21 protein-coding genes are annotated in these 24293 nt (G+C 56.8%); 17 read left to right on the top strand and 4 right to left on the bottom strand.

Translation table 11 applies throughout. The features are described from left to right. Positions 1–66: 66 nt before the first annotated feature. The 4 genes from HALA3H3_RS04895 to map all read right to left on the bottom strand — a co-directional run bounded on the left by HALA3H3_RS04895 (position 67) and on the right by map (position 5437). Complete coding sequence (locus HALA3H3_RS04895; RefSeq protein ID WP_022520197.1) at positions 67–408, bottom strand: Spx/MgsR family RNA polymerase-binding regulatory protein; 342 nt, start codon at positions 406–408, stop codon at positions 67–69. Positions 409–449: 41 nt separating this feature from the next. Beyond that, positions 450–1646 carry a succinyldiaminopimelate transaminase gene (dapC, locus tag HALA3H3_RS04890; protein WP_022520196.1) on the bottom strand — a complete coding sequence of 399 codons (1197 nt, stop codon included), beginning with the start codon at positions 1644–1646 and terminating at the stop codon, positions 450–452. 324 nt (positions 1647–1970) lie between these two features. Then, positions 1971–4646, bottom strand: coding sequence for a [protein-PII] uridylyltransferase (locus tag HALA3H3_RS04885; protein WP_022520195.1), 2676 nt, complete (start codon positions 4644–4646; stop codon positions 1971–1973). After that, entirely contained in the window at positions 4646–5437 is a 792-nt protein-coding gene (gene map, locus HALA3H3_RS04880) for a type I methionyl aminopeptidase (protein ID WP_022520194.1), read from the bottom strand. Before map ends, HALA3H3_RS04885 begins: the two co-directional genes overlap by 1 nt. Positions 5438–5439: 2 nt before the next feature. Between map and HALA3H3_RS04875 the strand changes: the two genes are divergently transcribed. From HALA3H3_RS04875 to dnaE, 17 genes are all read left to right on the top strand, one after another. Continuing rightward, positions 5440–5706, top strand: a complete 267-nt coding sequence (locus tag HALA3H3_RS04875) for a hypothetical protein (RefSeq protein ID WP_027957764.1) — start codon at positions 5440–5442, stop codon at positions 5704–5706. Positions 5707–5769: 63 nt separating this feature from the next. Beyond that, the gene (gene rpsB / locus HALA3H3_RS04870) at positions 5770–6519 is read left to right on the top strand and encodes a 30S ribosomal protein S2 (RefSeq protein WP_009288627.1); all 750 of its coding nucleotides are present in this window, start codon (positions 5770–5772) and stop codon (positions 6517–6519) included. 228 nt (positions 6520–6747) lie between these two features. Then, on the top strand, positions 6748–7617 hold the full coding sequence (gene tsf, locus HALA3H3_RS04865; RefSeq protein ID WP_009288628.1) for a translation elongation factor Ts: 870 nt from the start codon (positions 6748–6750) through the stop codon (positions 7615–7617). A gap of 159 nt (positions 7618–7776) precedes the next feature. Continuing rightward, positions 7777–8550, top strand: coding sequence for a UMP kinase (gene pyrH / locus HALA3H3_RS04860; RefSeq protein ID WP_007111718.1), 774 nt, complete (start codon positions 7777–7779; stop codon positions 8548–8550). A gap of 4 nt (positions 8551–8554) precedes the next feature. Continuing rightward, on the top strand, positions 8555–9112 hold the full coding sequence (gene frr / locus HALA3H3_RS04855; protein ID WP_009288629.1) for a ribosome recycling factor: 558 nt from the start codon (positions 8555–8557) through the stop codon (positions 9110–9112). A gap of 93 nt (positions 9113–9205) precedes the next feature. Next, positions 9206–9994: a polyprenyl diphosphate synthase gene (uppS, locus tag HALA3H3_RS04850; RefSeq protein ID WP_022520193.1), complete on the top strand. Its 789-nt coding sequence runs from the start codon at positions 9206–9208 to the stop codon at positions 9992–9994. Beyond that, the gene (locus HALA3H3_RS04845; protein WP_009288631.1) at positions 9987–10817 is read left to right on the top strand and encodes a phosphatidate cytidylyltransferase; all 831 of its coding nucleotides are present in this window, start codon (positions 9987–9989) and stop codon (positions 10815–10817) included. The genes uppS and HALA3H3_RS04845 overlap by 8 nt, the downstream gene beginning before the upstream one ends. Then, a complete protein-coding gene (gene ispC, locus HALA3H3_RS04840; RefSeq protein WP_022520192.1) occupies positions 10814–12004 on the top strand; it encodes a 1-deoxy-D-xylulose-5-phosphate reductoisomerase in 1191 nt (396 codons plus the stop codon). Before HALA3H3_RS04845 ends, ispC begins: the two co-directional genes overlap by 4 nt. A gap of 55 nt (positions 12005–12059) precedes the next feature. Then, positions 12060–13418, top strand: coding sequence for an RIP metalloprotease RseP (gene rseP, locus HALA3H3_RS04835; RefSeq protein ID WP_022520191.1), 1359 nt, complete (start codon positions 12060–12062; stop codon positions 13416–13418). A gap of 100 nt (positions 13419–13518) precedes the next feature. Next, the gene (bamA, locus tag HALA3H3_RS04830) at positions 13519–15870 is read left to right on the top strand and encodes an outer membrane protein assembly factor BamA (RefSeq protein ID WP_022520190.1); all 2352 of its coding nucleotides are present in this window, start codon (positions 13519–13521) and stop codon (positions 15868–15870) included. A gap of 74 nt (positions 15871–15944) precedes the next feature. Further along, entirely contained in the window at positions 15945–16445 is a 501-nt protein-coding gene (locus tag HALA3H3_RS04825; protein ID WP_027957768.1) for an OmpH/Skp family outer membrane protein, read from the top strand. 53 nt (positions 16446–16498) lie between these two features. After that, positions 16499–17533 carry a UDP-3-O-(3-hydroxymyristoyl)glucosamine N-acyltransferase gene (gene lpxD / locus HALA3H3_RS04820; protein ID WP_009288490.1) on the top strand — a complete coding sequence of 345 codons (1035 nt, stop codon included), beginning with the start codon at positions 16499–16501 and terminating at the stop codon, positions 17531–17533. 147 nt (positions 17534–17680) lie between these two features. After that, on the top strand, positions 17681–18124 hold the full coding sequence (gene fabZ, locus HALA3H3_RS04815; RefSeq protein ID WP_022520189.1) for a 3-hydroxyacyl-ACP dehydratase FabZ: 444 nt from the start codon (positions 17681–17683) through the stop codon (positions 18122–18124). After that, positions 18121–18888, top strand: a complete 768-nt coding sequence (gene lpxA, locus HALA3H3_RS04810; protein ID WP_022520188.1) for an acyl-ACP--UDP-N-acetylglucosamine O-acyltransferase — start codon at positions 18121–18123, stop codon at positions 18886–18888. Before fabZ ends, lpxA begins: the two co-directional genes overlap by 4 nt. Before the next feature lie 17 nt (positions 18889–18905). Continuing rightward, positions 18906–20078, top strand: coding sequence for a lipid-A-disaccharide synthase (lpxB, locus tag HALA3H3_RS04805; protein ID WP_022520187.1), 1173 nt, complete (start codon positions 18906–18908; stop codon positions 20076–20078). After that, entirely contained in the window at positions 20068–20700 is a 633-nt protein-coding gene (gene rnhB / locus HALA3H3_RS04800; protein ID WP_022520186.1) for a ribonuclease HII, read from the top strand. The genes lpxB and rnhB overlap by 11 nt, the downstream gene beginning before the upstream one ends. Before the next feature lie 37 nt (positions 20701–20737). After that, positions 20738–24250, top strand: a complete 3513-nt coding sequence (dnaE, locus tag HALA3H3_RS04795; protein WP_022520185.1) for a DNA polymerase III subunit alpha — start codon at positions 20738–20740, stop codon at positions 24248–24250. Positions 24251–24293: the final 43 nt, after the last annotated feature.

Here is a 24293-nt window from a genome sequence, read left to right as displayed (position 1 = left end):
GCCTAGTTGCTTAAGTGCTTAGTTTCTCAAGTATCTAGTTGCTGAAGCACTTAGCCACTTGAGTACTTAGCCGAGCTTGTCGTAATCGCCCTCGCGGTAGCCGACTAAGATAGTGGAGTCGTCTACTTCGAGCAGCGGCCGCTTCAGCAGTGTGGGGTATTTCATCAGTAGCTGGCGGGCCGAGTTGGCGTCGTAATCTTTTTCCTCATCGGAAAGTTCGCGCCAGGTTTTGCTGCGTTTGTTAATGACTTCCACAAGCGGCACGCGATGTAAAATGTGTTCTAGTAGCGCAGCAGATAGACCATCTTTGCGCAGATCGTGGGTTTTATACAGCAGCGCTTTCTCATCCAAGGCTTTACGCGCTTTGCGGCAGGTATCGCAGTTATCGATGATATACAGCGTCAGCATACGACCTCCTGAGAATGTTGAACCAGAGAATGTGGAATAAGTTAACCGCGCTCGATGAGATGGCGAATTCGTTGGGCGGCTTCAAGGGTGGGCGCTAGCTCAGCCACCAGCGCTAGGCGCAAACGCCCTGCGCCGGGGTTAACGCCATTTTCACCCCTGCGTCCCATTAGGCTGCCGGGCAGTACGCTAACGTGCTGTTCGGCAAACAGCCTCTGCGTGAAGGCGATATCGTCGCCACCGGGCACCGCAGGCCATAGGTAAAAGCTAGCTTGTGGCGCGGGAAAATCCATGACTGGGGCAAGCACCTGGGTGACCGCGCTAAATTTTTCGCGGTAGGCGTCGCGGTTGGCGCGTACGTGCTGCTCATCCTGCCAGGCGGCGATAGAGGCGTGCTGCAACGGCAGCGACATGGCACAGCCATGGTAAGTGCGGTAGCGCTTAAACGGTGTGAGCAGTGCCGCATCCCCCGCCACAAAGCCCGAGCGCAGGCCCGGCAAGTTGGAGCGCTTGGAGAGCGAGTGAAACACCACGCAGCGCCGGTAATCATCACGGCCCAGATCGGCGCAGGCTTGCAGCAACCCTGGTGGTGGGGCTGTTTCGTCAAGGTAGAGCTCCGAGTAACACTCGTCCGAGGCGATAATAAAGTCGTGTTCGTCGGCGAGGGCAATCAGCTGCTTAAATTCATCAAGGGACGTGACCGCGCCGGTGGGGTTGCCCGGCGAGCAGATAAAGACGATTTGCACGTCGCGCCACGTCGCGGCGGGCACGGCGTTAACGTCAGGTCGAAAATTGTTCTCAGCGGTACAGTCTAAATAGAGCGGCTCACCGCCTGCCAGCAGCGTCGCACCTTCGTAGATTTGATAAAACGGATTGGGCACCGCGACTTTCGCCGGGCGGGTGCGATCCAACGCCGCCTGCACAAAGGCAAAAATGGCTTCCCGAGTGCCGTTAACGGGCACCACGTGCCGTTCGCTGTCGAGTTCGCGCAGTTGAAAGCGTTGGCTTGCCCAGTTGGCGATGGTTTGGCGGAGCGCTGGCAGGCCATTGGTCGCGGGATAACGGGCCATTTCCAGCTGGTGCGCCACCAGCGCTTCAAGCGCCGCAGGAAAGGGCGCGTGCTGGGGTTCGCCAATGGTCAGCGGAATATGCGCCAAGTCAGCTGGGGGCGTTAATGCGGCCTTCAGCGCGGCCAGCTTTTCAAACGGGTAAGGATGCAGGGCGTCGAGGTCGGCGTTCATGATGTGTCCGTTGATGGCTGGCGGCGTAAACCGTCGATTATAGGCAAGGCCCGGTGCAGGCTCAAACCTAACGAGGGTGTGATTTTGCAATGAATACTTTTACAGACACTCGATAGACGGGAGCGAGGGTAGGTTGGAGCGAGGGTCTTTCGCCATGGCCGGAAAAAATTCCTGACAATTCCGGCATTTCCGCCATCCCTGGCGGTCAGATGGCGAAAGTAGCGCCCCTGGAGGGGTTCACAGCGCCCTCGCGGAAACCTACCCTCGCCCCCAGGCTTGGCACTACAATCTCTGCATCAGCCTCGGGGTTCGGTGAATTATCTTTTAAACGCCCAACACTTCAATCAGACGTTCGCGCAGCTGCTGCTGGCGCTCGGGGTCAGTCAGCGGTTCGCCTGCTTTGGTGGTAATAAAAAAGACGTCTTCTACCCGCTCGCCGAGGGTGGCGATTTTTGCCGCGGACAGCGAGATGTCCTGCTCCATAAAGATACGTCCCACCCGGGCCAGCAGGCCGGGGCGGTCGGGAGCCGTTAGCTCCAGCAGCGTGCGCTCATTGGCCGGATCCTGCTCAATCAGCACCTCCGTGGGTACCTTGAAATGCTTGAGCTGGCGCGGCGTGTGGCGGGTGACGATATCCGGGTAGTCATCAGGGTCATCGAGCTCTTCCACCAGGTGCCGGCGCATCTCTTCGATGTGGCCTGGGTCACGTATGGGCTGACCATGGCTGTCGAGCACAATAAAGGTGTTGAGCGTCCAATCGTTGTGGGAGGTCGCAATGCGCGCATCGTGAATCGAGAGCCCCAACTGCTCCATGGCAGCGGCGGTAGCAGCGAAAAGGTCGTCCACCGAACGGGTGTGGATAAACACTTTGGTGCCGCCTTCGGACATGTCCGCAGTAGGTGCGCTGATCAACACCAACGGCAGCGGCGACTGGTTGTGATTGAGAATGCCCTGGGTCTGCCAAACGATTTCGCTGGGGGCGTACTGCAGGAAGTAGTCTTCCCCTAGCGATTCCCAAAGATGATCGATTTGCTCACGATTAACGCCGATGGTTTGCAGCAAAGAGCGTGCTTCGGTGCGCGTTTCCCGCACCCAGTCGTCGCGGTCGGGCGGATTATTCAGGCCGCGGCGCAGGGCACGCTTGGTTTCGGCGTACAGCTGGCGCAGCAGCGACGCCCGCCAACCGTTCCACAGCGTGGGGTTAGTGGCATTGATGTCGGCCACGGTGAGCACGTAAAGGTAGTCCAGGCGCGTTTCGTTACGCACGATCAAGGCAAAATCACGAATCACATCGGGGTCGCTGATATCGCGCTTTTGCGCCGTCATCGACATCAATAGATGGTGCTCAACCAGCCAACTGACCAGGTTCGTGTCGTGGGGCGAGACGTGGTGGCGCTGACAAAAATGCTCAACGTCCCGGGCGCCGATTTCCGAGTGGTCGCCGCCGCGGCCCTTGCCAATGTCGTGAAACAGCCCGGCGATCCACAACAGGTCGAGCTTGGGCAACTGCTGCATCAATGCCACCGCCACTGGAAAGTCACCCTTCGCTTCCGGTTTGCGAAAATTGTGCAGAAATTTGAGCAGCAGCAGGGTGTGGGCATCGACCGTGTAAATGTGGAAAAGGTCGTGCTGCATCAGCCCTATGGCGCGGCCAAATTCGGGCAGGTATTTGCCCAGAATCCCGTAGCGGTTCATGCGCCGCAACTGGCGGGGCACATTGCCGGGGGCGCGCAGAATAGCCATAAAGAGCCGCTGGTGGCGCGGGTCTTCCCGGTAGTGGTCGTCAATCTGGTGGCGATGATCGCGAATTAGTCGGATGGTATCGGCACGCACTCCTTCGATTTCGGGGTGCTTGGCCATCAGTAGGAATAGCTCCAGCATCGCCGCGGGGCGTTCACGGAAAAGTGTCCGCGAGCGAACCTGGATATAGCCGCCTTTGGTTTCAAAGCGCTCGTTGAGTTTGACGGTTTCCAGCGCTTCTTTGCCGCGCAGGATGACCTCGTCAAAGTGCTGCAGCAGCATATCGTTGAGTCCCGCCAGCGCGGTGACGTGCCGGTAATAGCGCTTCATGAACTGCTCAACCGCCAGACGTTCCGGCGTATCGCGAAAGCCAAACATTTCGGCGATGGTGCGCTGGTGGTCAAACAGCAGGCGGTCTTCGGCGCGGTCGGTAAGCATATGCAGGGCATAGCGCACCTGCCACAAGAACGCCTGCCCCTGGCTTAAAATGCGCAGTTCGGCGTCGTTCATAAAGCCGTTGGCGACGATATCGGTGTACTGTTCGGTACCGAAGTGGCGCTTGGCCACCCAGCCGATCATCTGGATGTCGCGCAGCCCGCCGGGGGAGCTTTTGAGGTTCGGCTCTAAGTGGTACTCGGAGTTGTTATAGCGGTAGTGGCGGGAAATCTGCTCCTGCCACTTGGCTTCAAAAAAGCGGTCGGCGGGCCAAATATGTTCGGCGCTGAGGCGTTCGCGCATCGCTTCGCGCAGGCTTTCTGGCCCCGCAATCAGGCGAGATTCGAGTAGGTTGGTAATCACCGTGACATCCGCTTCGGCTTCCCGCTCGCAGTCGCTAAGCGAGCGAACGCTATGACCAATTTCCAGGCCAATATCCCACAAGAAGGTGATAAAGGCGGTCAGCGGTTCACGATAGGCGGTGTCATCGTCCTGCTCCAGTAGCAGCAGCAGATCGATATCCGAGTGGGGGTGTAGCTCACCACGGCCATAGCCGCCTACCGCCACCAGTGCAATACCATCGTCGGGCCACTCATGCTGTGCCCAGGCAATCGCCAGCAACTGATCCAGGTACCAGGCGCGGCCGCGCACAAGGTCGCGAATGTCTGCACCGGCGCGAAACTGGTCGTCCAGGCGCGCCTGTAGCTCGCGCAGCGCGGCCTTGAAGGGTGCCACCGGCGAGCGTGAACCGGCAAGCTCAGTGCGGAAAAGATCCAGGTCGTAAAGCGTGGTGTCCGGCTCAAACCGGTGGTGGTGTAATAGCATCAGTTGGTTAGAAAACTGAAGTCTTCATCGCCACGCGCGGTCAGCACTTCAACGCCGCCCTCGGTCACCAGCAGCGTATGTTCCCACTGCGCTGAAAGGCTGCGGTCTTTAGTGACGGCGGTCCAGCCATCGCGTAGCACCTTGGTTTTATACCCGCCGACGTTAATCATCGGCTCGATGGTAAAGCACATGCCTGCGGCGAGCTTAATGTCGGCATCCGGTGCGTAGCCGTCGTAGTGTAAAAACTGCGGCTCTTCGTGGAATTCGGCGCCGATGCCGTGGCCACAGAAGTCGCGAACGACGGAGTAGCCGTTGCTTTCGGCATGTTTTTGAATCACGCGGGCAAGCTCCGAGAGGCGTACGCCAGGCCTCACCAGCTCGATGCTTTTATACAGGCATTCCTGAGTAATGCGACACAGCCGTTCGCCCTGAATCGTCTCACCCACTACGAACATCACGCTGGAGTCGCCGTGATAGCCGTCGGTGGTCTTAACGGTGATATCCAGGTTCATGATATCGCCATTTTTGAGCTTCTTGGCGTCGTCGGGGATGCCGTGGCACACCACATGGTTGATCGACGTGCAGGTCGCCTTGGGAAAACCATGGTAATTCAGCGGTGCAGGGGTCGAGCCTAGCTCGTTAACAATATACTCATGGCAGAGACGGTCAATTTCCCCCGTGCTAATGCCTGCCTGGATATGGGGGGTGATCATTTCAATCACGCTAGCCGCTTGGCGCCCGGCTTCGCGCATGTGTTCGATTTCAGAAGGCGTCTTGATAGGAACGTTCATGAATGCTCGATATGAATGCAGAATGGAAAATTGAATGGCGCAATTTAAGACCGTCAAACGGGGTGCGACTTCATCTTGGCAATGATCTATGGTATAAAGCCGCGCGCTTTCCTGCAATCGTGATTCCGAGCTTCTTGGCTGGGAAGTACGCAGTAGGGCAGGGCGATGAATCCGCAGCGTGCTCGACTTACGGGCGCGATGCTTACTATCAAGCCTTAAAAACACACATGCACCGGCACATGGTCCCGGGTGCCGCTGGCAGCGTCTAACGTGGTCAACGGTCGGATCCATGGGGTGCGTGGAGGCCTAACCCGAGTTTTAGGAGTTCTACCATGTCTCACGTTAATATGCGTGACCTGCTTAAAGCAGGTGCTCACTTCGGCCACCAGACCAAGTACTGGAACCCGAAGATGAGCAAATTTATCTTCGGCGCGCGCAACAAGATTCACATCATCAACCTTGAGCACACCCTTCCGGCGCTGAACGAAGCGATCGATGTGGTCGAGAAGATGGCGGCATCCAACAACAAAATTTTGTTTGTTGGCACCAAGCGCAGCGCTAGCAAGGTAATTAAAGAAGAAGCTAACCGTGCTGGTCAGCCTTTCGTCAACCATCGCTGGTTGGGCGGCATGTTGACTAACTTCAAGACCATCCGTCAGTCCATTAAGCGTCTGCGTGATCTTGAAACCATGCGCGAAGACGGCACGTTCGAGAAGCTGACCAAGAAAGAAGTCTTGATGGCGACTCGCGAGCAGGACAAACTTGAGCGTTCTATCGGCGGTATCAAGAACATGGGCGGCCTACCGGACGCACTGTTCGTGATCGACGTTGACCACGAGCGCATCGCGATCAACGAAGCCAACAAGCTGGGCATCCCGGTTATCGGCGTGGTGGATACTAACTCCAACCCCGATGGCGTTGACTACGTAATTCCCGGCAACGATGACTCTATCCGCGCTATCCAGATCTACGTAAAAGCGATTGCGGATGCGTGTGGCCGTGCCAAAGAAGCCAACGCTCAAGAGTTTGTTGAAGTGACCGAAGAGGCCGCTGCAGCTGAAGACAACACTGCCGCTGAGTAATCGCAGCAGTGGGTGCGGTGAGCAGGTGTGCCGCATCAAGATAAAGGGGGCTTTGCCCCCTTTTTCCCGCTACAGATGAACTGTCTGCGCGGACGAATTTGCCGGCACTCAATACCGGCCCCGTAATACAGAGAGACATAGGGCAGCGTGATACATGATGGTCATTTATCATGCCTATACTCTGTGTTGCGTCTAACTCTCATAGAACCATTTCAGAGGTGAATTCTCATGGCAGCTATCAGCGCCTCTCAGGTCAAGGAACTTCGCGAACGTACCGGTCTCGGCATGATGGAGTGTAAAAAAGCACTCACCGAAGCCGACGGTGATATCGAAGTTGCGATTGAAAACCTGCGCAAAAGCTCCGGCCTAAAAGCAGCGAAGAAAGCCGATCGTATCGCCGCAGAAGGTGTAGTGGTTACGCGTGTAGCGGAAGACGGCAGCTACGGCGTAATGGTTGAAATCAACTCCGAGACCGACTTTGTTGCTCGTGATGACAACTTCATCGCGTTTGCTGACAAAATCGCCGGTGCTTTCTTCACCGCGAAAAGCGAAGATGTTGCCGCCGTTATGGCTGGCGAACTGGAAACTGCCCGCGAGCAGTTGGTTCAGAAAATCGGTGAGAATATCGGTGTGCGTCGTGCCATCGTAGTGAACGCTGTTGACGGTGGTCTGGTAGGCGAGTACGTCCACGGTGGCCGCATTGGCGTTCTGACCGTGCTAACAGGCGGCAATTCGCAAGTCGCGAAAGACGTTGCAATGCACGTGGCGGCGATCAACCCTGCGGTTGCGCATCCTGCCGATATGCCCCAAGAGCAGTTGGATCAGGAAAAAGCGATTATTCTGGCGCAGCCGGATATGGCCGGTAAGCCGGAGCAGATCGCAGAGAAAATGGTTCAGGGCCGCTTGAAAAAGTACTTGGCAGAAAACAGCCTGACCGAGCAGCCGTTTGTTAAAGACCCGAACCAGACTGTGGCTGAGTACGTGAAAGCCGCAGGCGGCGAAGTGGTAAGCTTCACACGCTTTGAAGTTGGTGAAGGTATCGAGAAAGAAGAAGTCGACTTCGCTAAAGAAGTTATGGAACAGGCTGGCCGTCGCTGAGGTCAGAGGTTTCAGAAAAAAGATGGCGTGCGCGTGAGCGCACGCCTTCGCGTATCCGGCCCCTGTATAACCGGTGTTAGTTAGCCGACCCTGATAACGGGTTTATACAGCGGGGCTGCCCCGCCTGCCTGTTTACAGGTCTGCCTCAGGAGAGATGCCATGTCGCGTGATGTTCAAGAACCTACCCCCCATGTAGCACCCAGCAAGGCTGAGGGTTCGAAGTCAAAATACAAACGTATTTTGCTCAAGCTTTCTGGCGAAGCGCTGATGGGTGAACACGATTTTGGTATTGACCCTAAAGTGCTTGACCGGATGGCGTTGGAGATCGGCCAGCTCGTCGGTATTGGGGTACAGGTAGGCATCGTGATTGGCGGTGGTAACTTGTTTCGCGGTGCGGCGCTCAATGAGGCTGGCATGGATCGCGTCACCGGTGACCATATGGGCATGCTGGCGACCGTAATGAATGCGCTGGCAATGCGTGATGCGCTAGAGCGCTCCAATATCCGCTCGCGCGTGATGTCGGCTATCCCAATGAGCGGCGTTGTAGAGCACTACGACCGTCGCACGGCCATTCGCTACTTAACCTCCGGGGACGTAGTGCTGTTCTCTGCAGGCACAGGCAACCCCTTCTTCACCACCGATTCTGCAGCTTGTTTGCGCGGCATTGAGGTGGACGCCGACGTAGTGATCAAGGCGACCAAAGTCGATGGCGTCTACAATAAAGACCCGGTAAAACATCCGGATGCGGTGAAGTACGACCAGCTCTCTTACGACGACGCCCTGGATCAAAAATTGGGCGTTATGGATTTGACCGCTATCTGCCTGGTACGTGACCATAATATGCCGGTGCGGGTATTTGATATGAATAAGCCTGGCGCCCTACTGAATATGGTCGTAGGGGGCAAGGAAGGCACGCTGATATACAGAGGGTAATGACGTGATCAACGATATTAAGAAAGATGCCGATTCGCGCATGCAAAAAAGCGTTGAGGCGCTGCATAGCAACTTCAATAAAATTCGTACCGGTCGTGCTCACCCGAGCATTTTAGACGCCGTTACCGTGGACTATTACGGCAGCCAGGTACCGCTTAGCCAAGTGGCATCGGTCAACGTTGAGGACGCTCGCACGCTGACGATTGCGCCGTGGGAGCAGGGCATGGTGCAGAAGATCGAAAAGGCCATCATGACCTCTGATCTTGGCTTGAACCCGGCCAGTGCAGGCAACGTGATCCGTGTGCCAATGCCGATGCTCACCGAAGAGACCCGCAAAGGTTATATCAAGCAGGCGCGTAGCGAAGCTGAAAACGCTCGCGTTGCCGTGCGTAACGTACGTCGTGATGCTAACGGTGATTTCAAGTCGTTGTTAAAAGATAAAGAGATTACCGAAGACGATCAGCGTGAAGGCGAAGATGCGATTCAAAAGCTGACCGACAAGTATATTGCTGAGATCGATAAAGCGCTGACTGCAAAAGAGCAGGATCTCATGCAGGTATAAACCTGTGCTTTATTCAGCCGCGGGCAGCTTTGGCTGCCCGTTTTGCCACACTCTGGCTGGTTTTTTTATGACTGACCTTTGGTGCGAGAATCCATGACGTCACCGCAGCTTCCTGAAAAACAGCCGGACGACGCCAGCGCGTCTTCTCTGGCCGGGGAGGCCCCGCCGTCTCACGTTGCCATCATTATGGATGGCAATAACCGCTGGGCGCGCGCGCGCGGGCTTTCGGGGGTGCGTGGGCACCGGGCTGGGGTGGAAACCGTTCGTGCGGTGATTCAGCGAGCCGCCGAGCGCGAGGTGCAAACCCTCAGCCTGTTTGCTTTCTCCAGCGAAAACTGGAAGCGTCCGGCCGCAGAGGTCAACGCCTTGATGGAGCTGTTTTTGATGGCGCTTAAGCGTGAAGTCAAAAAGCTCAATGAGCGTAATGTGCGCCTCTCGATCATTGGCGAACAGCGGGGTTTTTCCCACGCCATCCAAAAGCATATTCAGCGTGCTGAAGCGTTAACCGCGGACAATACAGGGATGCATCTGGTGATTGCCGCCAACTATGGGGGGCAGTGGGATATCGCACGGGCGGCGCGCACCTTAGCCGAGCAGGTGGCGGCTGGGGAGTTATCGCCTGAGCAAATCGATGAAGCGTGCTTCGACACTGCAATGGGGACTGATGACGTGCCGCCGGTGGATCTGTGTATACGTACCAGTGGTGAGCAGCGGCTATCCAACTTTATGCTTTGGCAGTTGGCCTATGCTGAGCTGCACTTTTCCCCGCTGCTATGGCCCGATTTCGGTGCGGATGCGTTTGATGCGGCATTAAACGACTTCTGCCAGCGCCGTCGTCGCTTTGGCATGACGGACGAACAAATAGAGGCGCAGGGTGCTTAAACAGCGGATTATCACCGCAGCCTGGCTAGCACCCCTGGTGCTGGCTGGCCTGTTTGGTTTAGACGGCGGCGCTTTTGCGCTATTTACGGCGTTGATGGTGCTACTCGCCACTTGGGAGTGGGCCAATCTGGCGGGCGTTACCCGTACGGCACAGCGTGCTCAGCTAGTGGCCGTGATGGCGGTGTTGATGCTGGTCATGTGGCTGGCCGGAGCCGCCACCTCAATATGGCCGCTTTGGTTCTCTGCTGCCGGTTGGCTGGTGAATCTCTACTGGGTAACCCGCTACCCTGCGGCGGGTGAGCAGTGGCAGTCCACCGTGCGGCGCCTGGCGATGGGCCTGTGGGTGCTATTGCCCTGCTGGGTGGGCTTTAACGTTCTGCGTGACATCGGTATGGCTTGGCTGCTGTTTGTGCTGCTGCTGGTTTGGTGCGCGGATATCGGCGCCTACTTTGTGGGGCGACACTGGGGCAAGCGCAAATTGGCTCCCCACGTGAGCCCTGGCAAATCATGGGAGGGCGTATACGGCGGCTTAGCGGCGACCACTATTCTGGCTATTCTCTTTGCGCTGTGGTTGCCGCTGGGCCTGGTGGGTGGAATTACCCTGATACTCATCACCGCCGTGGTCACTTTGGCCTCTGTGCTAGGGGATCTACTGGAAAGCATGCTCAAGCGCCATCGTAATATCAAAGATTCGAGCCAGTTGCTGCCCGGCCATGGCGGTGTGCTGGATCGCATTGATAGCCTCACCGCGGCGATACCGCTGTTTGCACTGTTCTATGTGGAAGTACTGGTTGAGGTGTTTGCTCGGGTGCCGCCGCTATGAGCCAACTCGCTAATAGGCAACGTGTGACCGTGCTTGGCTCGACAGGCTCTGTGGGCACTAGCACGCTGGATGTGATTAGTCGCCACCCAGACCGCTATTGCGTGCATGCCCTGACCGCGCACACCTCAAAAGAGGCTCTGCTAGCGCAGTGCTTGGCGCATCGCCCTGCGGTCGCCGTGTTGGATAATGAGGCCGATGCCGCTTGGCTGCGCCAAGAGCTTAAGCGGGCTGGGCAGTCAACTGACGTGAGCGCAGGCCCAGAGGCGCTGTGCGATGTTGCCCGGGACGCCAGCGTCGACTGCGTAATGGCGGCCATTGTCGGCTCGGCGGGCTTACTGCCTGCCCTAGCCGCTGCGGAAGCAGGCAAGCGCGTGTTACTGGCCAATAAGGAGGCGCTGGTGATGAGCGGCGCGCTGTTTATGGAGGCCGTTTCCCGCTCTGGCGCAACATTACTACCGATTGATTCCGAACATAATGCCATTTACCAGTGTCTACCTGCGGAGCACCGCGGCGGACTTGCCAAGCACGGCGTTCGTCAACTGCTGCTAACGGCCTCTGGCGGGCCGTTTCGTACCTGGAGCCAGGCGGAAATCAATAATGTCACTCCCGAACAGGCCTGCGCTCACCCGAACTGGTCAATGGGACGTAAAATATCGGTGGATAGCGCCACACTGATGAATAAAGGGCTAGAGCTTATTGAAGCCTGCTGGCTGTTTGATGCCACGCCCGAACAAATCCAGGTGGTGGTGCACCCTCAAAGCGTGATTCACTCCATGGCGGCGTATCAAGATGGTTCGGTGATTGCACAGTTGGGTAATCCTGATATGCGCATCCCCATCGCCTACGGGCTAGCGTGGCCGGAGCGCATTGATGCCGGGGTTGAGACACTGGATCTTTTTCAGGTGGCGCGGCTTGATTTTGAAGCCCCCGATGAAACTCGCTTCCCCTGTTTAGGGCTTGCCCGTGAAGCGATGCGGCAAGGTGGCATGGCACCCGTTGTGCTCAACGCTGCCAATGAGGTTGCAGTTGAAGCATTCCTACAGCGTCGAATCGGCTTTACAGCCATTGGGCAACTGGTCGCCGACGTCTTGTCGCGCCCCTATCAAGGCCGTGTTGATAGCCTTGATAGCGTATTAGCAACGGATCAGTGGGCGCGACAGCAGGCGCTGGAACTGGTAACAAAATGATACGCTTAAGCATTCGCTGGGCTGGTCGTTAGAGCGGGGCATTAAGGAGTTCAGTGTGGGCCTTATACAGAATATTTTAGCGGTCATTGTGGTGTTGGGCCTGTTAGTGACCTTCCACGAGTTTGGCCATTTTTGGGTGGCGAGGCGCTGTGGGGTCAAAGTGCTACGGTTTTCTGTAGGCTTTGGTAAGCCGCTATGGTCGCGGGTTGACCGCCACGGCACCGAGTTCGCGATAGCCGCCATTCCGCTGGGTGGCTATGTCAAAATGCTCGATGAGCGTGAGGCGCCGGTTCCGGAAGAGCAGCTTGATCAGGCATTTAACCGCAAAACCGTGTGGCAGCGCATTGCGATTGTGGCGGCAGGGCCAATCGCCAACTTCTTGTTAGCGATTGTGGCTTACTGGGCACTGTTCGTGGCGGGTACCACGGTGGTGTCGCCAATGGTAGGTAGCGTTGCGCCTGACTCGCCCGCCGCCGAAGCCGGACTTGCCAATGGCGATGAAATTGTCGCCATTCAGGGCGATGAGATGCGCTCTTGGGAAGATGTTAACCTCAAACTGGTATCGATTATTGGTTTCAGCGGTGAGCTGGATATAGACGCCCGCCCCGAAGGCGCGAGCGACCCTCAACGTTTTGGCTTATCGGTGACTGATTATTTGGTTCGCCAAGATCCGCCACAGCCGCTGCAATCGCTGGGTATTACTCCTTGGCAGCCGGAATTTCCGGCCGTTTTAGGCCAAGTAGTGAGCGGAGAGGCCGCCGAGCAAGCAGGCCTTGAGGCGGGCGATAGGATGGTGGCGATTAATGGCGAACCAGTGGATGATTGGATGCACTTCGTTAATATGGTGCGAGGTAATCCAGGTGAAACGCTGCAGCTCACCTATGAACGTAATGGCGAGCAGTCGAGTGTTGATTTAACCCCCGGGCGTAACCGCTTGGACACTGGGGTTGAAATTGGTTATATCGGTGCAGGCGCCGAGCAGGTCGAGTGGCCAGCAGCGTTTCAGCGTGAAATCCGTTACGGCCCTATCGAAGCGGTAGGCCAGGCTGTTTCGCGCACTGGAGAGATGACGCTCTTAACCTTAGATGCCATACGCAAAATGTTTGTCGGGCTTATCTCGCCTTCCAATTTGTCCGGGCCAATCACCATTGCACAGATCTCTGGTGATTCGGCCCGTGCAGGGATGGAAGCGTTTATTGGCTTTCTAGCGTATCTTTCTATCAGCCTTGGGGTACTAAACTTACTACCTATCCCGGTGCTCGATGGTGGCCACTTGCTCTATTATTTTATGGAGGTCGTGCGTGGACGGCCAGTATCCGAAAGAACCCAAGCCGTAGGACTGCGCATTGGGCTTGCCATGGTCGGCACCCTGATGTTGATGGCCCTCTATTTTGATCTGATGCGCCTGTGGTAATGACGCGTGTAGCGCGCAGGATGCCTTGTCATCTGCCTGCACAAATGTATATGGTGCCTTTCTGGAATGATAGGCAGACCAACGCGAGCGAATTGACTGCATGAAAATCAAGACCCTTGGAATGGCGGCACTCTTGCTGGCAGGCGCCAGCGGCGCCCAAGCACAATCCTTTGATGTTTCAGACATTCGAGTGGAAGGACTGCAGCGGGTATCCGCCGCCTCGGTCTTCAATGCATTTCCGGTGAGTGCCAATGAGCGCGTCAGCGAAGAGCAATTAGCTGCTGCTGCCCGTGACTTATTTGCCACAGGGCTATTTGACGATGTCTCCCTGGCACGCGAAGGCGATGTACTGGTTATTCAGGTCGTCGAGCGTCCGACTATTGCGCGGCTACAGATCAGCGGCAACGATCAGATCTCCGAAGAGGACTTGCGCAATGGTTTGCGTGAATCGGGGCTCTCGGAAGGTCAGGTACTGGAGCTCTCTACGCTGGAAGAGATACAGCGCGAGCTGGAAGGCGTCTACCAGTCTCAAGGTCGCTACAGCGCCAGCATCGATACCGAAGTGGAAGAGGTTGATGAGGGCCGGGTACAGGTCAATATCAATATCAACGAAGGCGAAGTGGCCAAGATTCGCCAAATCAATATCGTTGGTAACGAAGCCTTTGATGATGAAACGCTGCGTGGCGTGTTTGAGTTAAATGATCGGCCAGGACGCTTTTTCGGCTGGTTCTCTAGCGACGAGTACTCCCGTGAAGCGCTTTCCGGTGATATTGAGCGGCTGCGCTCGTTCTACCTAGATCGTGGCTACGTCAACTTCGATGTCACCTCGACTCAGGTGTCGATTGGTCCGGAAAAATCCGAAATCTTTATTACACTAAACGTCGATGAAGGCGCCCAGTACCGGGTAGGTGATATTCGTTTCGCGGGTGATCTACAGATCAGCGAAAACGAAGCTCGCCAGTTACTCACCGTTAAAGAGGGAGAGATTTTCTCCCGCGGCGATGTGAATGCCTCCACCGAAGCCCTGCGCCAGCGTTTGGGTGCCGAAGGCTTCGCCTTTGCTGATATTCAAGGCGTGCCTGAAATGGCAGGGGACGGTGAAACGGTCGATCTGGTGATTGCTGTCAATCCCGGTGAACGCGCCTACGTGCGTCGTATCGAGTTCTACGGTAATACGACTACTCAGGATGAAGTACTGCGGCGTGAAATGATTCAGTTGGAGGGCGCACCCGCTTCCACCGAAGCCATTACACAATCGCGTCAGCGCCTTGAACGCCTGGGCTTTTTTAGCCAAGTAGAAGTGGATACCCAGCCTGTACCTGGTGAGCCGGATTTACTCGACGTTACTTATAATGTCGAAGAGCAGCCCTCGGGGTCGGTCTCTGCCAGCGTTGGTTTCTCCCAGAGTGCCGGGGTTATTTACGGTGTCGGCTTGTCACAAAATAACTTCTTGGGTACGGGTAACCGGGTCAATGTAGGGGCTCAGCGCAGCGACACCTTTACCAGTGTGAACTTTGGCTTCACTGATCCCTACTGGACGTTGGATGGCATTTCTCGCGGCTACAATGTTTTTTACCGCGAAACAGATTACGCCGATTCGGATATTTCGACGTTCTCGACGGATGCCTATGGTGCCGGTATCAACTTTGGTTACCCCGTAAGCGAACTGTCGCGTCTTAACTTCGGTGCCAGCGTTGAAGACCTAACGGTGAAAACCTACTTCGACACGGCCTCAGAAATTCGTCGCTATGTGGAAGATCAGGGCGAAGATGCGCAAAGCCTGAAGCTGACCGCTAGTTGGACACGCAACAATCTCAACCGCGGTATTATGCCGACCGATGGCAACTATCAGCGACTGTCGCTGGAAACCGGCGTGCCGGGCAGTGATTCGGAGTACTACAAGCTGCGCGCCCGTGCTCAACAGCTCTTCCCGATTAACGATGACGAGTCCTGGGCGTTCAAATTTACCGGCAATGTCGGCTATGCCGATACGCTGGGCGGCAACGATCCCTTCCCCTTCTATGAAAACTTCTACGCGGGTGGTCTTGGCTCGGTGCGTGGCTTCACGTCGAATACGCTTGGGCAGCGCACCACGCCAGCAACCGAAGGTGGCCGTGACCGCACGCTGGGCGGTAACGTTTCAGTAGAAGGTAGCGCCGAGATCATTTTCCCGCTGCCCTTTGTTGAAGATCAGCGCGCGCTGCAAACATCGCTATTCTTGGATGGCGGTAATACCTTCCTGACCTCTTGCTACGATGTGCTTGCAGAAGACGCAGGGCGTCAGCAGTGTAACTCCGGCGTTGATCTAGGCGATTTGCGCTACAGCGCCGGTATTGGCCTCTCTTGGCTGACACCGGTAGGCCCGCTGACCTTTAGCATTGCTGAGCCATTGAACGATAAGAGCGGTGACGACACTCAGTTCTTCCAGTTCTCATTAGGACAAACGTTCTAAAGGGCAAACGTTCTAATTTTGCTAGACCGCGTGCCATGGTGGCGCGCGCTAGCGTGACCTAAGGAGATAACATGATGCGTAAACTGACAGCGGTGGTATGCCTGTTGGGCGCGATGATTTTGCCCGCTCACGCTGCAGAAGTAGCAGTGTTGGATTGGCGAGCAGCATTGATGAATACCCAGTCCGCACAGGCGTCAATGAGTACTCTGGAAGGGCAAATTGGCAATCAGCAGCGTGAAGCGCAAAACCTGGGTAATGAGTTGCAGCAGCTTCAGCAGCGTTTGCAGAACGAAGGCGAAACGATGGCTCAGTCCCAGCGGGAGTCGCTGATTAGCGAGCTTCAGCAGAAAGGCAGCCGTTTTGAACAGCTTCGCCAGGAAGTAATGCAGGCACAGCAGCGTTCCGAGCAGCAGTTTTTAGAAGGCGCCGAGCCTAAGCTGGAACAAGCGGTAGCAGAAGTGCTGGAACGCCATGGTATTGATGTGCTGGTTGAACCCCAGGGCGTACTGCACTCAGGTGTGGATCTGCCCAATGTGACCGATGAAGTCACCCAGATTTTTGATACCTTGAACTAAATTTAAACGCTAATTGGTGTGGTCAGGCCACACCAACGCTTCCCTGGGCTCCCATGACGCACGCTTCTCATCACTTTACCCTCGCAGACATTGCGCGCCAATTGGGCATTGCCGTCAGCGGTAATGCCCAGCAGCCGATACGCGGCTTGGCGACGCTAAAAGAAGCGCAGCCGGATCAAGTGGCTTTTCTGGCCAATCGTGCCTACCTGAAAGATTTGGCGACGACCAAGGCGGCCGCGGTATTGCTGCACCCTGAGCATGGCAAGCACTGCCCGGTAGCGCGTCTGGAAATCGATAACCCTTACTTGGGCTATGCCAAGCTATCGCAGTTGTTTGACCCACTGCCTGCCCGCGATATCGTCGGTATTCACCCCACCGCCGTCGTGGCGGAAGATGCTCAGCTAGGCGCCGATGTCTGCATTCAAGCTCATGCAGTGATTGAATCAGGCGTGGTGCTGGGCGACCGTGTGGTCATTGGGGCGGGCAGCGTGGTGGGAGCCGATACAATTATCGGCGAAGCAACGCGCCTGCACGCCAATGTCACCCTCTGCCATGGCGTGGTTATCGGTAAACGGGGCATCTTGCAAAGCGGCTGTGTGATTGGCGGCGACGGCTTCGGGTTTGCCCACGATGGCGCTGGCTGGCATAAAATCGCCCAATTGGGGGGCGTAGTGCTTGGCGACGACGTTGAAGTAGGCAGTTGCTCCAGCATCGATCGTGGCGCTTTGGGAGATACGGTGATTGGTGATGACGTCAAAATTGATAGTCAGGTACAAATCGCCCATAACGTCATTATCGGTGACCACAGCGCCTTAGCAGGCTGTGTGGGCATTGCTGGTTCGACCAAGGTCGGTAAGCACTGCATGCTGGGTGGTGGGGTCGGTTTATCCGGTCACCTAACCATTTGCGACGGCGTTCAGGTGACAGGTATGAGCCTTGTCACGAACTCAATCCATGAACCGGGGGTCTACTCATCCGGTACTGGCGCCATGGCTAATGCCCAGTGGCGTAAAAACGCGGTGCGTTTTAAACAGCTTGATGACATCGCTAAGCGCCTGGCTCGATTGGAAAAAAAGCAACGTGAATAGTAACGGCTGCATGACTTTTACCCGCTGCTGGTTTGAGACTAGATAACAGCGGGGTATAATCCACAGCCTTTTAACCAGTGCACGTGCTGGTATTTGCCTGACACTCTTCAGGAGCTGCAGGTTTTTGTTATTTTAGAGGTCGCTACGATGGTTATGGATATCAATGAAATTCGCGAGTACTTGCCCCACCGTTACCCCTTTTTGCTGGTGGATCGAGTAACGCAATTAACCACCGGCGAATCCATCGTTGCGTACAAAAATGTCAGCATTAATGAGCCATTTTTTAACGGCCACTTTCCGCATCACCCGATTATGCCCGGCGTACTGGTGATTGAAGCCCTGGCCCAGGTATGCGGCATTCTCGGTTTTAAAACGGTCAATAAACTGCCTGCCGATGGTTATGTGTACTATCTCGTGGGCAGCGATAAAGTGCGCTTTAAACGCCCGGTAATGCCGGGCGACAAGCTCACCTTAGAGGCCGACGTGATTAGAGGTAAACGGGGTATCTGGAAATTTGCATGCCGTGCCACGGTTGACGGTGAGCTGGCCTGCGAAGCAGAAATTATTTGTGCCGAGAGGAAGGTGGCTTGATACATCCGACTGCACTGGTCGACCCGGCGGCGCGCCTTGCCGACGACGTTGAGGTTGGCCCCTTTAGCATCATTGGCCCCGACGTCACGATCGGCGCGGGCTCCGTGATAGGCCCTCATGTGGTGGTTAAAGGCCCCACCTCGCTAGGCGAACGTACGCGTATCTTTCAGTTTGCCTCGGTAGGTGAAGACTGTCAGGACAAAAAATACGCAGGCGAACCCACGCGGTTAGTGATGGGCGACGATAATGTGGTCCGTGAAGGCGCCACGATTCATCGAGGCACCGTTCAGGATCGCAGCGAAACCACCATTGGTTCGCGCAACCTGTTTATGGCCTACGTGCATGTCGGCCATGACTGCGTGATTGGTAACGACTGCATTTTAGCCAATCAGGTTACCTTGGCGGGCCATGTCACCGTCGGTGATCATGCCATTCTGGGTGGGTTGGCGGCAGTGCATCAGTTCTGTCACTTTGGCGATCACGCCATGGCCGGTGGTGGCTCGATTATCACCAAGGACACACCCGCCTATATCATGATTAATGGCAACCCTGCCGAAGCGCGTGGACTCAACCTAGTGGGCTTAAAGCGCCGCGGCTTTAGCCGCGAAGCAGTTAGCGCCTTAACCACCGCCTATAAAATGGTTTATCGCCAGGGGCTGACTACAGAGCAGGCGCTTGTCGAAATGCGTAGCCGCTTTGATTTGCCCGAGATCGAGCATTTCGCCGCCTCCATTGAGCGTTCTACCCGCGGCATCACCCGTTAACCCATGCTAATCATTTTATGACCCTGCAACGTGTCTATCTCGTGGCTGGGGAACTCTCCGGCGATATCCTCGGCGCTGGGCTGATGCGCGAGCTTAAAGCACGCTACCCTGGCGTCGAGTTTCGTGGCATCGGCGGGCCGCGCATGCAGGCGGAAGGCATGGAGAGCCGCTTCCCTTTAGAGACCCTCGCGGTAATGGGGCTGGTTGAAGTGCTTAAGCATCTCCCCGAACTGATCCGTGTGCGGCGCACCCTAAAAGCCGAAGCGCTGGCCTGGCAGCCGGATATTATGCTCGGCATCGATGCGCCTGATTTCAATTTAGGCCTGGAGCGCCAGCTCCGCGAAACGGGTATTACCACTGCCCATTACGTAAGCCCTTCCGTATGGGCGTGGCGTCAGGGGCGGGTAAAAGGCATCTCTAAATCGGTGGACGGCATGCTGACACTGCTGCCTTTTGAAGCCGCCTTCTATCGCAAACACCGTGTTCCCGTTGCCTTTGTGGGTCACCCTCTGGCCGACGAAATGCCGCTGGAAAATGACCGTATTGCCACCCGTCAGGCGCTGAAGCTGGCGCCGGATAGTCAGGTGTTAGCGCTGCTGCCCGGCTCCCGGGCCAATGAAATTCGCTTTTTGGGTGACACCTTTCTTAACGCTGCCGAACAGCTCTGCCAGCGCCACCCCACGCTGCAAGTGGTGATTCCTGCAGCCACCGCTGATCGCCGCCGGGAAATCAGCGCACTGCTGGCTAGTTACCCGCTGTTGGTGGAGCGTACTGCGCTTTTGGATGGTCAGGCCCGCGAAGCCATGGTGGCGAGCGATGTGGTACTGCTGGCCTCGGGGACCGCCGCGCTGGAAGCCATGTTGTGCCACCGCACCATGCTAGTGGCCTACAAAATGGCCCCAGCCACCCACTGGCTGGCTAAACGAATGGTGAAAACCCAGTGGGTATCGCTACCCAATTTGATTGCCCAGAAGACGCTGGTACCCGAGCTGATTCAAGACGCCGCCTCTCCAGAGGCGATTGCCGACCAGCTCAGCGCTATGTTGGCCGACGAGGCAAGTCGACATGCTTTGGAAACACGCTTTGCCGAGATGCACGCTACGCTCCAGCGTAACGCCAGCCGTCGCGCCGCCGAGGCGATTAACCTGTTGGCCGCGGGTCAGCCGCTGGAGAGTGTTGATGGCCATTGAGCAATGGTTGATCGAGCACAAGGATTTTCCAACGCTGGAAATTGCCTACAGCGGCGAGCGGCTGGCGGGGGTCGATGAAGTAGGCCGAGGGCCGCTGATCGGCAGCGTGGTGGCCGCGGCGGTGATTCTCGACCCCGCTCAGCCGATTGACGGTCTTACCGACTCTAAAAAGTTGACGGCGCGCAGGCGTGAAGCACTGGATACACAAATTCGCGAGCGGGCGCTGGCCTTTGCCGTGGCAGAAGCCAGCGCAGCAGAAGTGGATGCGCTGAATATTTACCACGCCACCCACTTGGCCATGCGTCGAGCCATTGATGCGCTGGCACCGGCGGCGGAATATCTACTCGTGGATGGCAACAAATTACCTGGCCATCTGTTGCCTGGCCAGGCCGTGGTAAAGGGCGATTCACGCCACTGTGCGATTGCCGCGGCGTCGATTTTGGCCAAGGTCGCTCGCGATGCGCAGATGGTCGCCTTGGATGAGTGCTATCCTGAGTATGGTTTTGCGCGCCATAAAGGCTACCCGACCAAAGAGCACCTGACGGCGCTTGCAGCTCACGGGCCACTGGCCGAACATCGTCGTAGCTTCGCGCCTGTGCAGCGTCAGTTGGCGCTGCTTTAACGTATTTTTCTTCACCTAGCGTTTTGCTGAGAGTCTCATGACGGTTCCGTTCGTTCATTTACGTTTGCACAGTGAATATTCCCTGGTCGATGGCTTAGTGAAGCTAAAGTCGCTGGTTAGCACCACGGCTGAACGGGCGATGCCAGCGCTGGCCTTGACCGATGAAACCAACCTGTTCGGCCTGGTGAAGTTCTACAAAGCCGCCCAGGGGGCGGGGTTGAAGCCGATTATTGGCAGCGACTTATGGCTCCATAATCCCCATGACGAGTCCCACCCTTACCGGCTAACGCTGCTGGCGATGAACGATATTGGCTATCGCAACCTGACCGAGTTGATCTCGAAAGGTTGGACGCATGGTCAACGGCAGGGGCGCGCCATTCTCGATAAACAGTGGGTGCTGGAGCAGAGCGAAGGCTTGATTGCGCTTTCCGGCGCGCGGGAGGGTGAGATTGGCCGCCACCTGCTATCTGATCACGAACAGGATGCGCGGGTGCTGCTCGAAGAGTGGCAGGCGGCCTTTCCCGAGCGCTTTTATCTAGAGTTGATTCGCACCGGGCGCCCGCTGGAAGAGGCCTGCGTTCACGCCAGCGTCAAGCTGGCCATTGAAACAGGCACGCCAGTGGTGGCGACCAATGACGTGCGCTTTCTTGAGCGCGAAGATTATTGGGCCCACGAGACCCGCGTCGCCATCGGTGAAGGTAAAGCGCTGGACGACCCACGCCGCGAACGCCGCTACACTGAAGAGCAGTACTTAAAAAGCCCCGACGAGATGGCGGCGCTGTTTGCCGATATCCCCGAAGCGCTGGAAAACAGCGTGATGATCGCCGAGCGCTGCAGCGTGGATGTGCGCCTGGGCGAGATTTTCCTGCCCGAGTTCGGCATTCCCGAAGGGATGACCCAGGATGAGTTCTTCCGCAAAGTATCCCATGACGGTTTAACCGAGCGGTTGGATTTTTTGTTTCCCGCTGAACGCTACCCCCGCGACAGCGAAGAGTACCAGGCGATCGACCAGCGCTACCGCGACCGGCTGGAGTTCGAGCTCAACGTTATTATCCAGATGGGGTTCCCTGGCTACTTCCTGATCGTGATGGACTTCATCCAGTGGGCCAAGGACAACCGCGTACCGGTAGGCCCGGGGCGTGGTTCCGGTGCTGGTTCGCTAGTGGCCTACGCGCAAAAGATCACTGACTTAGACCCGATTGGCTACGACCTGCTGTTCGAGCGCTTTCTTAACCCCGAACGTGTCTCCATGCCCGACTTTGACGTCGACTTCTGCATGGAAAAACGCGACAAGGTGATCGAGTACGTAGCCGAGCGCTACGGGCGCAATGCGGTCTCCCAGATTGTTACTTTTGGCACCATGGCGGCGAAGGCCGTGGTGCGCGACGTCGCCCGTGCCCAAGGCCGTCCGTACTCGCTGGGGGATAAGCTCTCCAAGCTGATTCCCTTTGAAGTAGGCATGACCCTGGCCAAGGCGATTGAGCAGGAACCCGCGCTCAAAGAGTTTATCGGCAACGATGAAGAGGCCGAAGAGATCTGGGAAATGGCGCTCAAGCTTGAGGGCACCACCCGGGGCACCGGCAAGCACGCCGGTGGCGTGGTCATCGCCCCCACCAAACTGACCGATTTCTCACCGCTGCTCTGCGATGAAGATGGCTCCGGCTTGGTGGTACAGTTCGATAAAAACGATATTGAAGAGGCGGGGCTGGTCAAGTTCGACTTCCTGGGCCTGCGGACGCTGACGATTATCGACTGGGCACTAGAGATGGTCGACAAGGTGCGCAGCGTTAACGGCCAGGATCCGCTCAACATCGACAGCATCCCGCTGGACGACGCGCCAACCTTCGAGATGCTCAAGCGCGCTGAAACCACGGCGGTCTTCCAGCTCGAATCCCGCGGCATGAAGGAGCTGATCAAGCGCCTGCTGCCTGACTCCCTGGACGATATGATCGCCCTGGTGGCACTGTTCCGCCCCGGCCCACTGCAGTCGGGCATGGTCGACGACTTTATCAACCGTAAGCACGGCCGGGCCGAAGTCTCTTATCCACACCCGGATTACCAGCACGAGCTGTTGAAACCTGTCTTGGCGCCCACCTACGGCATCATCCTCTACCAAGAGCAGGTCATGCAGATCGCTCAGGTAATGGCAGGCTACAGCCTCGGCCAGGCCGATATGCTGCGCCGTGCCATGGGTAAGAAAAAGCCCGAAGAGATGGCCAAGCAGCGTGACGGCTTTATGGAGGGGTGTGCCGCCAACGGTATCGATAAAGACCTGGCCGGTAACATCTTTGACCTGGTAGAGAAATTCGCCGGTTACGGCTTTAACAAGTCTCACTCGGCTGCCTACGCGCTGGTGTCTTACCAAACTGCGTGGCTGAAAGCCCACTATCCGGGGCCCTTTATGGCCGCCGTTATGTCCACGGAAATGGACAACCTGGATAAAGTGGTGCCGCTGATTGAGGAGTGTCGGAACCTCAAGCTCACCGTAACGCCGCCGAACGTCAACGTCGGTGGTTACAAGTTCACCGTCGATACCGATGCGCGTGTGGTCTATGGGCTAGGCGCAATTCGCGGCGTGGGCGAAGGGCCCATTGGCGCCATTGTCGAAGCCCGCGAGGCAGATGGCCCCTTTAAAGATATCTTCGATTTCTGCCGCCGCATTGATCCCAAGCGGATGAATAAGCGCACCCTGGAGGCGCTGATTCGCTCCGGCGCGCTGGATACCCTAGGCCCCAATCGTGCGGTGCTGTTCGCAGCGATGGAGGACGCGCTAAAAGCCGCTTCCCAAAACCACGCCAATCAGAATCTGGGCATGCTGGATATGTTTGGTGATGCGTTCGCCGCGGCCGATGAAAGTGACGGTGACAGCAACGTTTACGCCGAATACATCAACGCCCGTGAGTGGACCGATCGCGAACGGCTCTCAGGGGAGAAAGATACCCTGGGGCTTTACCTGACAGGGCACCCGATCGACGAGTACGAGCGGGAGCTAAAACGTTTTGTCTCCACGCGGATCAGCGATTTAAAACCTTCTCGCGACCCCCAGCGCGTTGCTGGGCTAGTGGTCGGCGTGCGCACCATGAAGTCAAAGCGTGGTGATACCATGGCGTTTATCACCCTGGATGACCGCACCGGGCGTATTGAAGCTTCGCTGTTTGGGGAGCTATTCGAGCAACTACGCGGTCAGATTGAGGCTGATCAGGTACTCATCGTTGAGGGCGAAGTCTCCAGCGACGAATACTCTGGTGGCCTGCGCCTACGCGGTAAAGACGTTACACCAATGGTGACGGCGCGCATTCGCTACGGCCAAGCCGTGGAACTGGCATTGGACGCGGGGCAGATCAATGGCCGCTTAATTGAAACCCTGCGCGACAGCCTGACGCCGTATCGCGATCAAGAGGGGTTGCCGGTGCGCCTGCAGTACCGCCACCCAGCGGCAGTGGCTTGGCTGGAACTTGCCGATGAGTGGAAAGTCGCACCGAGCGACGACTTACTGCTGGCGCTGCAGGATGTCCAGGGTCAGACAGGCGTACAGCTACGCTATCGATAGCTGACGATACGTCACTAAACTATCGGAAGAGGGCAGGTTGAAG

This window comes from Halomonas sp. A3H3, from assembly GCF_000982975.1.
Taxonomy (GTDB): domain Bacteria; phylum Pseudomonadota; class Gammaproteobacteria; order Pseudomonadales; family Halomonadaceae; genus Vreelandella; species Vreelandella titanicae.
Note: the sequence above shows the minus strand (reverse complement) of the source record. Positions and strands in the feature narration are given on the sequence as shown.

Excerpts from the sequence above, each read along its gene's own strand:
- HALA3H3_RS04895 (WP_022520197.1), bottom strand. The coding sequence starts at position 408 with ATGCTGACGCTGTATATCATCGATAACTGCGATACCTGCCGCAAAGCG.
- dapC (WP_022520196.1), bottom strand. The coding sequence starts at position 1,646 with ATGAACGCCGACCTCGACGCCCTGCATCCTTACCCGTTTGAAAAGCTG.
- HALA3H3_RS04885 (WP_022520195.1), bottom strand. The coding sequence starts at position 4,646 with ATGCTATTACACCACCACCGGTTTGAGCCGGACACCACGCTTTACGAC.
- map (WP_022520194.1), bottom strand. The coding sequence starts at position 5,437 with ATGAACGTTCCTATCAAGACGCCTTCTGAAATCGAACACATGCGCGAA.
- HALA3H3_RS04875 (WP_027957764.1), top strand. The coding sequence starts at position 5,440 with ATGCTCGATATGAATGCAGAATGGAAAATTGAATGGCGCAATTTAAGA.
- rpsB (WP_009288627.1), top strand. The coding sequence starts at position 5,770 with ATGTCTCACGTTAATATGCGTGACCTGCTTAAAGCAGGTGCTCACTTC.
- tsf (WP_009288628.1), top strand. The coding sequence starts at position 6,748 with ATGGCAGCTATCAGCGCCTCTCAGGTCAAGGAACTTCGCGAACGTACC.
- pyrH (WP_007111718.1), top strand. The coding sequence starts at position 7,777 with ATGTCGCGTGATGTTCAAGAACCTACCCCCCATGTAGCACCCAGCAAG.
- uppS (WP_022520193.1), top strand. The coding sequence starts at position 9,206 with ATGACGTCACCGCAGCTTCCTGAAAAACAGCCGGACGACGCCAGCGCG.
- ispC (WP_022520192.1), top strand. The coding sequence starts at position 10,814 with ATGAGCCAACTCGCTAATAGGCAACGTGTGACCGTGCTTGGCTCGACA.
- bamA (WP_022520190.1), top strand. The coding sequence starts at position 13,519 with ATGAAAATCAAGACCCTTGGAATGGCGGCACTCTTGCTGGCAGGCGCC.
- HALA3H3_RS04825 (WP_027957768.1), top strand. The coding sequence starts at position 15,945 with ATGCGTAAACTGACAGCGGTGGTATGCCTGTTGGGCGCGATGATTTTG.
- lpxD (WP_009288490.1), top strand. The coding sequence starts at position 16,499 with ATGACGCACGCTTCTCATCACTTTACCCTCGCAGACATTGCGCGCCAA.
- fabZ (WP_022520189.1), top strand. The coding sequence starts at position 17,681 with ATGGTTATGGATATCAATGAAATTCGCGAGTACTTGCCCCACCGTTAC.
- lpxB (WP_022520187.1), top strand. The coding sequence starts at position 18,906 with ATGACCCTGCAACGTGTCTATCTCGTGGCTGGGGAACTCTCCGGCGAT.
- rnhB (WP_022520186.1), top strand. The coding sequence starts at position 20,068 with ATGGCCATTGAGCAATGGTTGATCGAGCACAAGGATTTTCCAACGCTG.
- dnaE (WP_022520185.1), top strand. The coding sequence starts at position 20,738 with ATGACGGTTCCGTTCGTTCATTTACGTTTGCACAGTGAATATTCCCTG.